Source organism: Bacillus sp. FSL R5-0397, from assembly GCF_038593395.1.
Classification (GTDB): Bacteria; Bacillota; Bacilli; order Bacillales; family Bacillaceae; genus Bacillus; species Bacillus altitudinis.
Window position 1 is genome coordinate 43,878 of sequence record NZ_CP151992.1, and the last position, 15,342, is coordinate 59,219.

The window sequence follows — 15,342 nt, forward strand, 5'->3', positions numbered from 1 at the left end:
GCTTGTACAACGTAATTGGTGTTCGCTTTAAAAAAGCGGGCAAAATCTATTATTTCGATCCTAATGGATTTCATATAGAAAATGATAGTTGTGTCATTGTAGAAACAGTCAGAGGTGTTGAGTACGGGCAAGTGGTCATCGCCAATAAAAAAGTAGATGAACACGATGTGGTTCTCCCTTTGCGTAAGGTGATTCGCGTCGCAGACGAACGAGACCGGCTCATCGTTGAGGAGAACAAAGAAGCAGCGATGGCAGCCTTTGACACATGTCTTCAGAAAGTAAGTGAACACGGCCTGGAAATGAAACTGGTCGATGTCGAATTTACATTCGACCGCAACAAGGTCATCTTCTATTTTACAGCGGATGGCAGAGTAGATTTCCGTGAGCTGGTCAAGGATCTTGCATCTATCTTCAAGACGAGAATTGAACTTCGTCAAATCGGTGTAAGAGACGAGGCGAAAATGCTAGGCGGCATTGGTCCGTGTGGCCGTATGCTTTGCTGTTCAACTTTCTTAGGAGATTTTGAACCTGTGTCCATTAAAATGGCAAAAGATCAAAACCTCTCGTTAAACCCTACCAAAATTTCAGGGCTTTGCGGTCGTTTGATGTGCTGCTTGAAATATGAGAATGATGAGTACGAAACAGCAAAAGAACAATTACCGGACATCGGTGAAACGATTCAGACGTCTAATGGCTCTGCAAAGGTAGTAGGGCTTAATATTTTAGAACGAATTTTGCAAGTTGAATTAACCGGGCAAGAAAAAGTGATAGAATATACTTGGGAAGAATTAATACAAGAAGGCGTTGTATCTGCACAAACAACTGAGTAACGAGGTGTGCCACCTTGGATAAAAAGGAACTATTTGATACGGTGATTAATTTAGAAGAACAAATCGGTTCTCTTTATCGCCAGCTAGGTGATTTGAAAAATCATATCGGTGAAGTGATTGAAGAAAATCATCAGCTGCAGATGGAGAATCAGCACTTGCGTGAACGTCTGGATCAATCCGATCGAGATAAATCGTCTGAGGCAGAGCATGATTCTGCCCAGAAGCCAAGTCATTCTGATATAGGAGAAGGTCATGATAACCTAGCTCGTTTATATCAGGAGGGCTTCCATATTTGTAATGTACATTATGGGAGCATTCGGAAAGAGGGAGACTGTTTGTTCTGTCTGTCATTTTTAAATAAAAAATGAGAAAAGGCTTCCGCTGAATCGGGAGCCTTTTTCACAGGAAAAGAAAGGATACATCATGGTTTCGTTAAGAGAAGATGAACGTTTAGACTACTTGCTTGCAGAAGATATGAAAATTATTCAAAGTAAAACGGTGTTCGCCTTTTCATTGGATGCAGTGTTATTAGCAAAATTTGCGTATGTGCCGATTCAAAAAGGGGAGATTATTGATCTTTGTACGGGAAATGGCATTGTTCCATTGCTGCTTTCGACGAGATCTAAAGCCTCTATTACAGGGGTTGAAATTCAAGAACGCCTGTTTGATATGGCAAAGAGAAGTGTGGCGCATAATCAACTGGAGCAGCAGATTGAGTTGATCCATGGTGATTTAAATGATATGCCTAAACGGTACGGAAACCACAAAGTAGACGTGATTACTTGTAATCCGCCATATTTTAAGACTCCTTCTAAGGATGAAATCAATGAAAATGAGTATTTGGCGATCGCACGTCATGAGATTCATTGTACATTAGAAGATGTCATTCGTGTTTCTTCCACTTTGTTAAAGCAAGGAGGCAAACTGGCAATGGTTCACCGCCCTGGACGGCTGCTTGAGATTGTTGAAATGATGAAGAAATACCGAATTGAGCCAAAACGAATTCAATTTGTATATCCGAAACAGGGAAAAGAAGCGAATACCATTTTAGTGGAAGGGATGAAAGATGGAAAGCCGGATTTGAAAATCCTCCCGCCGCTTTTTGTTTATGGAGAAGACCAAGAGTATACAAAAGAAATCAGGACGATACTGTATGGAGAAGCATAGTCATTATTTCTATGTATTGAAATGTGCAGATGGCAGTTTGTACGCTGGGTATACAAATGACTTACAAAAAAGGCTGACTGCCCATAATAGCGGGAAGGGTGCAAAGTATACGAGAGCTAGACGGCCGGTGGAACTCTATTACCACGAATGCTTTTTAACCAAAAGAGAAGCCATGCAACAGGAATATCGTTTCAAAACGTGGACACGTCGAAAAAAGGACATGTATATAGAAGAAAAGCGAATCAAAAAGGAGGCGGCACATGAAAAAGACACAGAAAAGCTTTGATGGTCAATCAGAAATGGGTATTCTTTATCTCGTACCAACCCCGATTGGAAACTTAGAAGATATGACGTTTCGAGCGATACAAACGTTAAAAGATGTAGACTATATTGCCGCAGAAGATACGAGACAAACGAAAAAGCTTTGCAATGTCTATGAAATTGATACCCCATTAACGAGTTATCATGAACATAACAAAGATAGCAGTGGTCACAAGTTAATCGAATGGTTAAAAGAAGGAAAGAACATTGCACTCGTGAGCGATGCCGGTTTACCGACGATCTCTGATCCAGGAGCCGAAGTGGTTCGCGACTTTACGAACATCGGAGGCTATGTCATTCCGTTACCTGGTGCAAATGCAGCACTTACGGCACTCATTGCGTCAGGAATCGCACCTCAGCCATTTTTCTTTTACGGTTTTCTTGATCGTCAAAAAAAGGAAAAGAAAAAACAGTTGGAAGCATTGAAGAAACGCCAAGAAACAATTATTTTCTATGAATCGCCCCATCGGTTAAAGGAAACGCTCACTGTGATGAAAGAAGTGTGGGGGAACCGGAATATTGCCATTACGAGAGAACTGACAAAGAAATTTGAAGAGTTCATTCGTGGAGATTTAGAATACGCGCTGACCTGGGTGACAGAACAACAAATCCGTGGTGAGTTCTGTCTCATTGTACAAGGAAATGATCAGGATGAAGAAGAACTGAATGAAGAAGCTTGGTGGAATTCTTTATCTGAAAAAGAGCACGTGATCCATTACATAGAGGAAGGGTTAACGTCAAAAGAGGCTATTAAACGTACTGCGGTCGAACGTGGTGTGCCAAAGCGGACGATCTATGATGCGTATCATATTGAACAATAAAGAAAGGTTCTTGCAAACGGTGCAAGAACCTTTTTATATAAAACTTATTTTTGTGATTGAAGTTGGTTTTGGATTTCGTTAATGATTTGCTCTGCACCTTCACGGCTAAGAACTAATTTACCATTAGCAAGTTTAAGGTTATCGTCTGATACTTCACCTGTTACTTGGCAAGTCATGTTTGGTTTATATTTTTTTAGGATAATTTTTTCATCATCAACATAAATTTCCAAAGCGTCTTTTTCTGCGATTCCTAACGTACGGCGAAGCTCGATTGGAATCACCACGCGTCCTAATTCGTCAACTTTACGTACAATACCTGTAGATTTCATCTTCATTCTCCTCCCAAAAAGTTCTTATTCTTAATATAATATTATCTTCGTCATTATTCGACAAATTCCTTACATTCCTAGCATAACAAGGTTTCCATAAATCGTCAATCATTTTGTTTACTATTGTTTGTAAAATATGACTCTTAAAGTCAAAGGACCTTGAAACTACCGGTGTATAAGGATTTTTCAGAATTTATCTATAAAAATATGAAAAATGACGATAACAGATTAACAAGACTTTTGCCCTAATTTAGCCAATTGTAAATCTGAAAATAGATTTCATACGACAATATTCGACAAAATGTCGAGCGGTTTGTCGTTTTTTTCGAAAAACTCATCTTTTTCGTTCATTTCAATCTGTTCTATGTATATATGCTTGATCTTAAAGGCTAAGATGGTATCATAGAGAAAGCACAAGTGCAAAACATAATGAAATGATCTGACACATTTTAATGAAGTATGATGACCGCTCTCGTCCATTGGGCGGGAGTTTTTGACATTTACACACAAGCAGGAGGTTCCGACATGCCGGAAAAGAAAAAAACGTTTTATCTGACTACACCAATTTACTATCCGAGCGGAAAATTACATATTGGACATGCTTATACGACAGTGGCAGGGGATGCCATGGCTCGATATAAACGTCTGCAAGGCTATGATGTGATGTATTTAACGGGTACAGATGAGCACGGACAAAAAATTCAGCAAAAAGCTGAAGAACAAAATATTACACCGATTGAGTATTTAGATCCGGTCGTTGCTGACATTAAATCATTATGGAAGAAACTCGACATTTCAAACGATGATTTCATTCGTACAACGGAAAAAAGACATACGAAAATCATTGAGCAAGTCTTCCAAAAGCTGCTTGATCAAGGAGATATTTATTTAGATCAATATGAGGGCTGGTACAGTATTCCTGATGAAACATTCTATACGGAAACACAGCTTGTTGATGTTGAGCGAAATGAGAAAGGGGAAGTCATTGGAGGGAAAAGCCCAGACAGTGGACACCCTGTTGAATTGATTAAAGAGGAATCATATTTCTTCCGTATGAGTAAGTATGCTGATCGCTTACTGGACTATTACGAAAAGAATCCGTCGTTCATTCAGCCTGAATCAAGAAAGAATGAAATGATTAATAACTTCATTAAACCGGGACTAGAGGATTTGGCTGTATCAAGAACAACCTTTGATTGGGGCATTAAAGTACCTAATAATCCGAAGCACGTCATCTATGTATGGATTGATGCGTTATTCAACTACTTAACAGCGATTGGCTACGGAACCGATCAAGATGAAAAATATAAAAAATATTGGCCTGCCAACGTACACCTAGTCGGGAAAGAAATTGTACGATTCCATACAATTTACTGGCCAATTATGCTGATGGCACTTGATCTGCCGCTGCCAAAACAAATTTTTGCACATGGCTGGCTGCTCATGAAAGATGGCAAAATGTCTAAATCAAAAGGGAACGTAGTAGATCCTGTTACGTTAATTGATCGCTATGGTCTTGATGCTCTTCGTTATTACCTGCTACGCGAAGTGCCATTTGGTGCAGACGGTGTGTTTACACCAGAAGGATTCGTGGAACGTGTAAACTATGACCTTGCCAATGATTTAGGGAACTTACTTAACCGTACAGTGGCGATGGTGCAAAAATACTTCGACGGTACATTAAGCAGCTATAAGGGACCAGTCAATGAGTTTGATGAGGAACTAAAAGCTGTAGCTGAACAAACGGTGAAAGCCTATGAAGAAGCGATGGAAAACCTCGAATTCTCGGTGGCTCTTTCAAATGTTTGGACATTAATCAGCAGAACGAATAAATATATTGATCAAACAGCTCCATGGGTGTTAGCGAAGGATGAAACAAAACGAAAAGAACTGCATTCTGTGATGTACCATTTAGCAGAATCACTTCGAATCACAGCTGTATTGTTAACACCATTCTTAACAAAAACACCTGAGAAAATCTTCTTCCAGCTTGGAATTGAAGAAGAGAAACTCAAAAGCTGGGAAAGCATTCTTTCTTTCGGTGCGATTCAAAAAGCGACGGTACAAAAAGGTGAGCCATTGTTCCCTCGTTTAGAAGTTGAAGAAGAAGTGGCATACATTAAAGAGAAGATGCAAGGAAGTGCGCCTAAGGTAGAAGAAGAGTCAGTTGAAATAGAAGAAACTGAATTACCTGAACTGGGTGCCGAAATTGCCTTCGATGATTTTTCGAAAGTTGACCTTCGTGTAGCACAAGTATTGGAAGCAGCACCAGTGAAAAAAGCTGACCGTCTCTTAAAGCTTCAGCTTGATTTTGGATTTGAAAAGAGACAAATTGTCTCAGGGATTGCCAAGCATTATCAACCAGAAGAATTGGTAGGGAAGAAGCTCGTCTGCGTAGCGAATCTCACACCAGTTAAACTAAGAGGGGAAATTTCCCAGGGAATGATTTTAACTGGAGAAACTAGTGGTAAGTTGCAGGTTCTTGAAGTAGATCAATCTCTAGCAAATGGAACGAAAATTTTATAATTTAACAAAGGTGTTCCACGTGTAACATTTCGTCGAACACCTTTTGTTTTTCAGAAGAATTGTCGAAAGGAGAAATCAACCATGTTATTTGACACACATGCCCACTTAAATGCTGAACAATATAATGAAGACTTAGAGCAGGTGATTGAAAGAGCCAAAAGTGAAAAGGTAGAGAAGATTGTGGTGGTCGGGTTTGATCGTCCAACCATTACGAGAGCGATGGAGCTAATTGAAGCATATGATTTTATGTATGCAGCCGTCGGCTGGCATCCTGTTGATGCCATTGATATGACAGATGAAGATTTGGCTTGGATCAAAGAATTATCTCAGCATGAAAAGGTTGTTGCCATTGGAGAAATGGGTCTAGATTACTATTGGGACAAGTCGCCAAAAGATGTGCAAAAAGAAGTCTTTAGACGTCAAATTGCTCTTGCAAAAGAAGTGAATCTGCCAATTATCATTCATAACCGTGACGCTACGGAAGATGTAGTGACGATCTTAAAAGAAGAAGGAGCGACAGAAGTCGGAGGAATTATGCACTGCTTTACTGGCAGCCTCGAAATTGCAAAAGCGTGTATGGAAATGAACTTTTATATCTCATTCGGTGGACCTGTGACATTTAAAAATGCGAAAAAACCGAAAGAAGTTGTAAAGGATATTCCAAGTGATCGTCTTCTGATTGAGACAGACTGCCCGTATTTAACTCCAGCACCATTTAGAGGGAAACGAAATGAGCCGAGCTATGTGAAATATATCGCAGAACAAATTGCTGAATTGCGAGAAATAAGCTTTGAAGAGCTTGCTGCATTGACAACAGAAAATGCGAAAAAAGTTTTCCGTATAAACTGACAGTATATGATGTCAATCCTTGTTTAAGCTTGTCCAATTGTGAAACATAACGAAAAAGTTCTACACGTTTGCGCCTCCTCATAGGATAAGTTGTCGATAAGTCTTTCTTCCCTTCCTTCCAAAAATCTCCCATAATAGGTTTACAATCGAGCATTTTTGTACAGTGGGTGGAAGGGTTGACAGGTTTTGAGATACTCTATATAATCTCTCCGAGGAGAAGGAGGCGTTTTTCATCGTACAAAAAATGAAAAATCTGTTTTCTGTCAAGCTAGGAAAAGGCAAGGTTTTATTTCTAGTCACTTGCTTGCTTTTAGCTGGAACTGGGACGGCTTACGGTGCGCATGAGCTCACTAAGCAGTCTATTACCATTTCAATCAATGGCAAAGAGAAGACAATTCGTACACATGAAGAGACAGTAGCACAGCTGCTTTCAGACCTTGGAATAAGGACCAGGGCGGAGGATCATATCTCTCCAAGTCTAAATACAAAGATTCAAGACAACATGAACATTGTGTATGATGCGGCTATACCGGTTCATCTCACCCTAGATGGGAAAGAGAAAACGATATGGACAACAGATCAGACGGTTGGAGCATTATTGAAGAATGAGAAGATAGATATTGGGAAGCACGATCAAGTAACTCCAGGAAAGAATGACAAGATTAAAAAGAATATGGATCTTGTGGTTCAGCAGGCCTTCCAGGTCAGCTTAAACGATGGAGGAAAGGATAAGAAAGTGTGGACCACTTCGACTACGGTCGCTGACTTTTTAAAGCAACAAGAGCTGAAGCTCAAGAAGCACGATAAGATCAAACCTGCGTTACATAGTCACCTTTCTAAAAAAAGCGCAGATGTGAAGATCACTCGGGTGGAAAAAGTCACCGATGTAGTGGAAGAGAAAATTGCTTTTGATACCAAACATAAAAAGGATCGATCTCTTGAAAAAGGAAAAGAGAAGGTGCTTGAAAAAGGTGAAGAAGGTAAATTAAAGAAGCACTATGCCATTGTGAAAGAAAACGGCAAAGTGGTGTCTAAAGAATTAATTAAAGAGGTTACTGCAAAAGACAGTAAGGATCGTTTAGTGGCCGTTGGTACACAAGTGTCCAAGAAAGAACCTAAAGCGTCCCCTGCGGTTTCAAGAAGTAATGAATCGTCAGGAAAAGAGTTCTATGTGACGTCCACAGCCTATACAGCGGGCTGTGCTGGATGTACGGGTAGAACGTCTACAGGCTTTAATTTAAAAGCAAATCCGGGTGCAAAGGTCATAGCAGTAGATCCGAGTGTCATTCCGCTGGGCTCTAAAGTGTATGTGGAAGGCTATGGGTATGCCGTTGCATCAGACACTGGATCTGCTATAAAAGGGAATAAAATTGATGTGTTCGTCCCAAGTAAGTCGGCAGCTTATCAATGGGGAAATAAACGAGTGAAAATTAGAGTGCTCAAATAAACACATCAAATCATTTATATGAACAGAGGGCTTTGCGCACCCTCTGTTTTTTTGGTTATAATAGAAGCACTGTTTTCTAATTAATTAGACGCAAAAACAGCATGGAAGGTTTCATTTTTTGACAAAAAAATGTAGATTGTTTTTGCAAGCGGAGGAATAGATGAAAATCAAAGAAATCATTGTGGTGGAGGGTCGTGACGACACTGCTAGAGTAAAGATGGCAGTTGATGCAGATACGATTGAAACGAATGGATCTGCCATTGGCGATACAGTCATTCAACAAGTGCGTCTTGCTCAGGAGACGAGGGGGGTTATCATTTTAACTGATCCTGATTTCCCTGGGGAAAAGATCCGTAAAACCATCGCAGAGGCTGTCCCTGGCTGTAAGCACGCCTTTTTACCAAAACACCTTGCGAAAGCGAAGCGGGACAAAGGAATTGGTGTCGAGCATGCTTCCTTGGATAGTATTCGAGAATGCCTTGCACATGTCCATGAGGAAATGGAAGAATCAGAAAGCGAGATTACGTTAGACGATTTATTTGACGCAGGCCTTATCGGAGGCGAAGCATCAAAACGCCGCCGCGAACGATTAGGTGTGCTTTTAAATATAGGATATACAAATGCGAAGCAGCTGCAAAAGCGTCTTCACATGTTCCAAATAACGAAAGAGGATTTTATTGCGGCCTTAAAGACCGTCATGCAGGAGGAAGCCGATGAATAAAGATATTGCGACGCCCATCAGAACGAAGGAAATACTGAAGAAGTACGGTTTCTCGTTTAAAAAGAGCTTAGGGCAAAACTTTTTAATTGATACGAATATTTTAGATCGCATTGTCGATCATGCAGAGATTACGGATGAGACCGGTGTGATTGAAATTGGCCCTGGTATCGGTGCGTTGACTGAACAGCTCGCCAAACGGGCAAAGAAAGTCACGGCTTTTGAAATCGACCAGCGCCTATTGCCGATTTTAAACGATACGCTTTCTCCATATGATAATGTCACCATTATTCATCAAGACGTATTGAAGGCAGATGTAAGAAAGGTGATTGAAGAACAGTTTGCTGACTGTAAAGAAGTAATGGTCGTAGCAAACCTTCCTTATTATGTGACGACACCAATTATTATGAAATTGCTTGAAGAAAACCTTCCATTGAAAGGAATCGTTGTCATGCTGCAAAAAGAAGTAGCAGATCGCATGGCTGCTGTTCCTTCATCAAAAGAATACAACTCTTTGTCGATTGCAGTGCAATTTTATACAGAAGCGAAGACGGTCATGGTTGTGCCGAAAACGGTTTTCGTCCCACAACCAAATGTGGATTCAGCGGTGATCAAACTAACTGTTCGTGAAACACCTGCAGTCTCAGTAGACAATGATACGTTTTTCTTTCAACTGATTCGTGCGAGTTTTGGCCAGCGCCGGAAGACATTGATGAATAACTTGATGAACAATCTGCCAGATGGCAAGAAACATAAAGCCATCATTGAAGAAGCCCTTGTAACAGCTGAGGTTGATGGGAAACGCCGCGGTGAATCATTGTCAATCGATGAATTTGCCCGTTTGTCCAATGTTTTACACAAAGCCCTCTCATAAGGGCTTTTCAGCGTGTAGACAAACCCTCGCATTCGGTGTCAGTCCTGCGCGCTGGTGCTCACGAATGTCAAATTCGCTTCGCGCCAGTACTCGTCCTTCCTAGACTGCAAAGGTTTTCTATCACGCTGAAAAGAAGACAAAGCCCTTTCATAAGGGCTTTCAGCGTGTAGACAAAGTCTACACGCTTTTTTGTATAATAAGGGCAATAACACATTTCTGTGGGGGATGAACATGTTATCGAAACGTGAAGAAGAAAGAAGAAATCAATTAGAAGTCGTGGCCTTAGATGAATTAGTGCCTGAAGATCATCTTGTACGAAAAATTGATCAAGCGATCGATTTTGATTTTGTTTATGATCTTGTCAAAGATCATTATAGTTCTGATAACGGTAGACCAAGTGTGGATCCCGTTGTTCTTATTAAAATGGTTTTGATCCAATATCTATTTGGCATTCGTTCTATGCGTCAAACCATTAAAGAAATTGAAACCAATGTTGCTTATCGTTGGTTTATTGGGTATGGGTTTTCAGAGAAAATTCCGCACTTTTCTACCTTCGGTAAGAACTACGTGAGACGCTTTCATGATACAGATTTATTCGAACAAATTTTTTATCGAATCTTAAGAGAAGCGATGAAAAAAGGTCTCGTTGATCCATCTATCGCTTTCATTGACTCAACTCATGTAAAAGCGAACGCCAATAAGAAAAAACTTGAAAAGAAAATTGTTCGAGTAGAAACGAGAAGTTATCAAAATCAGCTTCATGAGGAGATCAATGTTGATCGTGAGGAACATGGAAAAAAGCCGTTACCCCTACAGAATAAAGAAGAGAAAAAAGAAATCAAGGTCAGTACAACTGACCCAGAGAGTGGCTACTATGTAAAGGATGAACGTGAAAAGTTATTTGCTTATTCATTTCATACGGCTTGTGATTCAAAAGGATTTATTTTAGGAACACTGGTCACTGGTGGAAATGTTCATGATAGTCGTATGTTAGATTCACTTGTATCAAAGGTGACAAAGAAAGTCGGAAAACCCAATGTAGTCGCAGTGGATGCTGGATATAAAACACCTTATATCGCCAAGTTTTTAATGGATCAAGAGATAAGACCTGTCATGCCTTACACTCGCCCGAAAACAAAAGCTGGTTACTTGAAAAAGAATGAATACGTATATGACGCACATGTTGATTGTTACATTTGCCCAAACGGGCAAATTCTTTCTTATCGTACAACGACTAGAGAGGGATATAAGCAATATGCGTCCGATTCAGAGGTATGTAAATCCTGCTCGTTTCTAGATAACTGTACACAAAGTCAAAATCACACCAAACAGATTCACCGACATATTTGGCAGGACTACCTAGACGAAGCAGACCATCTGAGACTCACTGAAATGAATAAGAACATCTATGCAAAACGGAAAGAAACGATTGAACGCGTTTTTGCGGATGCAAAAGAAAAGCATGGAATGCGATGGACGAAACTTCGAGGATTGAAAAAAGTTTCGATGCAGGCGATGCTTACTTTCGCTGCCATGAATCTTAAGAAATTAGCAAACTGGACATGGAAAGAGCCATGTCCAGCGTAAAGCGACTGATCAATTTTATCAAAATAAGTGAAAACCCCACTTTTACTTGAAGTAAAGGTGGGGTTTGTCTACGGTCTGAAAGCCCTTTCATAAGGGCTTTTTTCTTTTGGTTTTCACCACTTCACCTGTTCAGGCATAGGCTAGAAAGAACAACACACCTGAAAGAAGAACAAGTGTAGCGTAAGACGATACCAACAGGATAAGAGCCTGATTGTGGAGTGAAAAGCATGCAATTTCAAATAGGAGATATGGTGACGAGGGCATCCTATCAGATGGATATTATGTTTCGTATCATTCGAATTGATGAGACAGACCAGCACGAAGCCACCGCCATTTTGCATGGGAATGAAGTGAGGCTGATCGCCGATGCGAAGATGTCAGATTTGGTCTTGATTCAAAAAGAGGAGCAGCTGACAAGAGAGAAGGACGATGAACGGAAAATTAACGAATCGCTCGACTTACTCAGGCAAGATTATCAGCTGCTTCGTGAAAAACAAGAGTATTATACGTCTGGACAATATCAGCATCAGGAGCAGTATTTTCATATGCCCGGAAAGGTTCTGCATTTAGATGGAGATGCTTCATACTTAAAGAAATGCTTAGATGTATATGAAAGAATCGGTGTACCTGTGTATGGTGTGCATTGCCACGAGAAGAAAATGCCAAGCATGATTGATTCATTAATTGATCAATACCGGCCTGATATTTTGGTCATCACAGGACATGATGCGTATTCTAAACAAAAGGGCGGTGTACACGATATCGGTGCATATCGTCATTCTCGTCATTTCGTTGAAACGGTTCAAAAGGCAAGAAGGAAGGTTCCGCATTTAGATCAGCTCGTGATCTTTGCAGGTGCCTGCCAATCTCATTTTGAATCATTAATTCAAGCAGGTGCTAATTTTGCAAGCTCACCCTCACGTGTCAACATTCATGCACTTGACCCCGTCTATATTGTTGCCAAGATCAGCTTCACTCCATTTGTAGATCGAATCAACGTGTGGGATGTGCTCCGAAATACGCTGACGAGAGAAAAAGGTCTCGGAGGGATTGAAACAAGGGGTGTTTTAAGGGTAGGTATGCCATATAAAAGAGACCATGAATCGACATAACCCGACTGATTTCAGTCTGGTTTTTTTTATGCTCAAAAAGAAATTTCATATGAATACATAATTCACCGGAATTTGAGAAAAATAGGGAGGAGAAAAGGTAGAAGTTTGTCAAAAATATTTTGTTGACAATGGCTCGTGTTGGTTGATATAATTTAATTTTTATTTGACAAAAATGGGCCGTTGTTGTATAATTATCTCAGTGAGGTGGATGCAATGGCGAAGACTTTGTCCGACATCAAAAGATCGCTTGATGGTAACTTAGGTAAACGTTTGACGTTAAAGGCTAACGGAGGCCGCCGAAAAACAATTGAGCGTTCGGGCATTTTAGCTGAAACGTACCCTTCTGTTTTTGTGATTCAATTAGATCAAGATGAGAATTCGTTTGAAAGAGTTTCTTACAGTTATGCAGATATACTGACTGAGACGGTCGAATTAACGTTCGATGATACCGCTAGCTCAGTCGCCTATTAATGGGCAGTGAACTTTTTGTTTACTGCTTTTTGTTTTGCCTTTTTTTCTGTATGGGAGGCTGTCCATTATTTGAAAGGGGTAAAAGGCAGGAATCGATGCAAAATAAGAAAGCCACAAATGAGTGGCGATGATTCGAATTCTCGACCAAAGGGGCTGTTTCGTTTGGGTAGACGCCGAGGCATTATGTCAGATGAGTTCAAATACGAGCTGGCGAAGGATCTTGGATTTTATGATACCGTCAAAAATGGAGGCTGGGGAGAGATTCGTGCGCGTGACGCAGGAAATATGGTCAAGCGTGCCATTGAATTAGCTCAACAGCACATGGCTCAAGAAGAGAATCAACGATAAAGAAATGATCAGGGATACCTCGGGTGTCTCTGGTCTTTTTTGCTTGAAAAAGTGAGTGTGCTGGGGGCAAAAGCCAATATTCATCAGATCCATCAAATGTGATACAATATTGATACTTATGTTTAGATGGAGAAGTAGGTGAAATGTTTGCGTATTTTAGAAAAAGCACCGGCAAAAATTAATCTCTCACTTGATGTTCATGGAAAAAGACCGGATGGATATCACGAAGTGGAGATGGTGATGACAACAATAGATCTTGCAGATCGACTAGAGCTGACAGAGCTGGACAAAGACGAAATCCGTGTATCATCTCATAATCGTTTTGTGCCAGATGATCAACGGAATTTGGCTTATCAGGCAGCTAAATTATTAAAAACAAGATTCGGTATTCAAAAAGGCGTATCGATTGTCATCACAAAAGCAATTCCCGTCGCAGCAGGTTTAGCTGGAGGCAGCAGTGATGCCGCAGCAGCGCTTCGCGGCTTAAACCGTTTGTGGAAGTTAAATCTCACGTTAGATGAACTAGCTGAGCTTGGAGCGGAGATCGGCTCAGATGTCTCTTTTTGTGTACACGGAGGGACAGCGCTAGCGACAGGACGTGGAGAGAAACTAAAGCATATTGCGACACCGCCGCATTGCTGGGTGATTTTAGCGAAGCCGGTGATTGGGGTATCTACAGCTGAGGTCTACAGACAATATGACGCAAGCAAAGTAGAACACCCAAATGTACAGCGTATGATTGAAGCAATTGAAGCGAAAGATTATAAAGAGATGTGCGGCTCACTCGGTAACGTGTTGGAATCTGTGACATTAAAGATGTATCCAGAAGTCGATATGATTAAGAGACAGATGAAGCGTTTCGGAGCAGATGCTGTATTAATGAGCGGCAGCGGGCCAACTGTATTTGGCTTGATTCAATATGAATCGAAGGTACAAAGAATATATAACGGACTGAGAGGATTTTGTGATCAGGTTTACGCTGTCCGCATGATCGGCGAACAAAATACCCTTGATTAAATCCGTATATTAAGTTATATTATTCATAAATTATTCGGGTTCTGGGGGTAAGTTCATGAAGTTTCGTCGAAGCGGCAGATTGGTGGACTTAACAAATTATTTGTTAACCCACCCGCACGTACTAGTACCTTTAACTTTTTTTGCAGAGCGATATCAATCTGCGAAGTCCTCTATTAGTGAAGACTTAACGATTATCAAACAGACCTTCGAACAGCAGGGAATAGGGACTTTACTTACTGTACCTGGCGCTGCTGGCGGAGTGAAATATATTCCAAAGATTCATCTAAAAGAAGCAGACGAAGTCGTCAACGATATCGGAGAGGCATTATCAACTCCTGAACGTGTGCTTCCTGGCGGTTATTTATATTTAACTGATGTTTTAGGCAATCCATCGATTCTTGCGAAAATCGGTAAGCTTTTTGCGACCATTTTTTCGGATCGACCGATTGATGTTGTCATGACTGTTGCGACGAAAGGTATTCCGATTGCCTATTCTGTTGCAGGTTATTTAAATGTGCCTGTTGTGATCGTTAGAAAAGATAATAAGGTAACTGAAGGATCAACTGTGAGTATTAATTATGCATCAGGTTCTTCTAACCGAATTCAAACCATGTCACTTGCAAAGCGGAGCTTAGATAAAGGATCCAATGTGTTGATTATTGATGACTTTATGAAAGCAGGCGGAACCATTAATGGCATGATGAATCTGCTAGAGGAATTTAATGCAAATGTTGCAGGGATCGGTGTTTTATTAGAAGATGAAGGCGTAGATGAACGTCTTGTCGATGAATATGTATCGCTTTTAAAGCTTTCAACCATTGATATGAAGCAGAAAATCATTGAGATTAATGAAGGCAATTTCCACGAGTTTTTTCATTCGAAAGCTTAAGCTTTGATCAAACATGTATTTGAATGGGAGAGATTG

17 protein-coding genes are annotated in these 15,342 nt (G+C 40.5%); 16 read left to right on the forward strand and 1 reads right to left on the reverse strand.

Features of this window, described 5'->3' with window-relative positions; translation table 11 throughout:
• Positions 1–2 precede the first annotated feature (2 nt).
• From NSQ70_RS00230 to rsmI, 5 genes are read left to right on the forward strand one after another with little or no spacing between them, the layout of a single operon-like run.
• Positions 3–830 (forward strand): stage 0 sporulation family protein, encoded by an 828-nt coding sequence (locus NSQ70_RS00230; protein WP_024719352.1) that lies wholly within the window; start codon positions 3–5, stop codon positions 828–830.
• A 14-nt stretch (positions 831–844) separates the two neighbouring features.
• Complete coding sequence (yabA, locus tag NSQ70_RS00235) at positions 845–1,198, forward strand: DNA replication initiation control protein YabA (RefSeq protein ID WP_007496228.1); 354 nt, start codon at positions 845–847, stop codon at positions 1,196–1,198.
• Positions 1,199–1,253: 55 nt separating this feature from the next.
• Entirely contained in the window at positions 1,254–1,997 is a 744-nt protein-coding gene (locus tag NSQ70_RS00240; protein ID WP_017359328.1) for a tRNA1(Val) (adenine(37)-N6)-methyltransferase, read from the forward strand.
• A complete protein-coding gene (locus NSQ70_RS00245) occupies positions 1,984–2,283 on the forward strand; it encodes a GIY-YIG nuclease family protein (protein ID WP_019744059.1) in 300 nt (99 codons plus the stop codon). Before NSQ70_RS00240 ends, NSQ70_RS00245 begins: the two co-directional genes overlap by 14 nt.
• Complete coding sequence (gene rsmI, locus NSQ70_RS00250; protein ID WP_256688904.1) at positions 2,258–3,139, forward strand: 16S rRNA (cytidine(1402)-2'-O)-methyltransferase; 882 nt, start codon at positions 2,258–2,260, stop codon at positions 3,137–3,139. The genes NSQ70_RS00245 and rsmI overlap by 26 nt, the downstream gene beginning before the upstream one ends.
• 44 nt (positions 3,140–3,183) lie before the next feature.
• Here the strand turns inward: rsmI and NSQ70_RS00255 are convergent, their stop codons facing one another.
• A complete protein-coding gene (locus tag NSQ70_RS00255; protein ID WP_087975202.1) occupies positions 3,184–3,474 on the reverse strand; it encodes an AbrB/MazE/SpoVT family DNA-binding domain-containing protein in 291 nt (96 codons plus the stop codon).
• Positions 3,475–3,993: 519 nt separating this feature from the next.
• Between NSQ70_RS00255 and metG the strand changes: the two genes are divergently transcribed.
• The 11 genes from metG (at position 3,994) to purR (ending at position 15,306) form a co-directional block, all read left to right on the forward strand.
• On the forward strand, positions 3,994–5,994 hold the full coding sequence (metG, locus tag NSQ70_RS00260; protein ID WP_039170321.1) for a methionine--tRNA ligase: 2,001 nt from the start codon (positions 3,994–3,996) through the stop codon (positions 5,992–5,994).
• Positions 5,995–6,075: 81 nt separating this feature from the next.
• On the forward strand, positions 6,076–6,843 hold the full coding sequence (locus tag NSQ70_RS00265; protein WP_256688905.1) for a TatD family hydrolase: 768 nt from the start codon (positions 6,076–6,078) through the stop codon (positions 6,841–6,843).
• A gap of 244 nt (positions 6,844–7,087) precedes the next feature.
• Positions 7,088–8,290, forward strand: a complete 1,203-nt coding sequence (locus tag NSQ70_RS00270) for a G5 and 3D domain-containing protein (protein WP_254506477.1) — start codon at positions 7,088–7,090, stop codon at positions 8,288–8,290.
• A gap of 160 nt (positions 8,291–8,450) precedes the next feature.
• On the forward strand, positions 8,451–9,011 hold the full coding sequence (gene rnmV / locus NSQ70_RS00275) for a ribonuclease M5 (RefSeq protein ID WP_008341876.1): 561 nt from the start codon (positions 8,451–8,453) through the stop codon (positions 9,009–9,011).
• On the forward strand, positions 9,004–9,882 hold the full coding sequence (gene rsmA, locus NSQ70_RS00280) for a 16S rRNA (adenine(1518)-N(6)/adenine(1519)-N(6))-dimethyltransferase RsmA (RefSeq protein WP_008341873.1): 879 nt from the start codon (positions 9,004–9,006) through the stop codon (positions 9,880–9,882). The genes rnmV and rsmA overlap by 8 nt, the downstream gene beginning before the upstream one ends.
• Positions 9,883–10,113: 231 nt before the next feature.
• Positions 10,114–11,469: an IS1182 family transposase gene (locus NSQ70_RS00285; RefSeq protein ID WP_047947312.1), complete on the forward strand. Its 1,356-nt coding sequence runs from the start codon at positions 10,114–10,116 to the stop codon at positions 11,467–11,469.
• A gap of 227 nt (positions 11,470–11,696) precedes the next feature.
• Positions 11,697–12,581: a sporulation peptidase YabG gene (yabG, locus tag NSQ70_RS00290; RefSeq protein WP_007496216.1), complete on the forward strand. Its 885-nt coding sequence runs from the start codon at positions 11,697–11,699 to the stop codon at positions 12,579–12,581.
• Between the two features lie 213 nt (positions 12,582–12,794).
• Positions 12,795–13,052 carry a Veg family protein gene (locus NSQ70_RS00295; protein WP_003217979.1) on the forward strand — a complete coding sequence of 86 codons (258 nt, stop codon included), beginning with the start codon at positions 12,795–12,797 and terminating at the stop codon, positions 13,050–13,052.
• A 162-nt stretch (positions 13,053–13,214) separates the two neighbouring features.
• Positions 13,215–13,400, forward strand: a complete 186-nt coding sequence (locus tag NSQ70_RS00300; protein ID WP_017366434.1) for a small, acid-soluble spore protein, alpha/beta type — start codon at positions 13,215–13,217, stop codon at positions 13,398–13,400.
• A 147-nt stretch (positions 13,401–13,547) separates the two neighbouring features.
• Complete coding sequence (ispE, locus tag NSQ70_RS00305) at positions 13,548–14,417, forward strand: 4-(cytidine 5'-diphospho)-2-C-methyl-D-erythritol kinase (protein ID WP_017359321.1); 870 nt, start codon at positions 13,548–13,550, stop codon at positions 14,415–14,417.
• A gap of 55 nt (positions 14,418–14,472) precedes the next feature.
• Positions 14,473–15,306 (forward strand): pur operon repressor, encoded by an 834-nt coding sequence (gene purR / locus NSQ70_RS00310; protein WP_007496210.1) that lies wholly within the window; start codon positions 14,473–14,475, stop codon positions 15,304–15,306.
• Positions 15,307–15,342 lie beyond the last annotated feature (36 nt).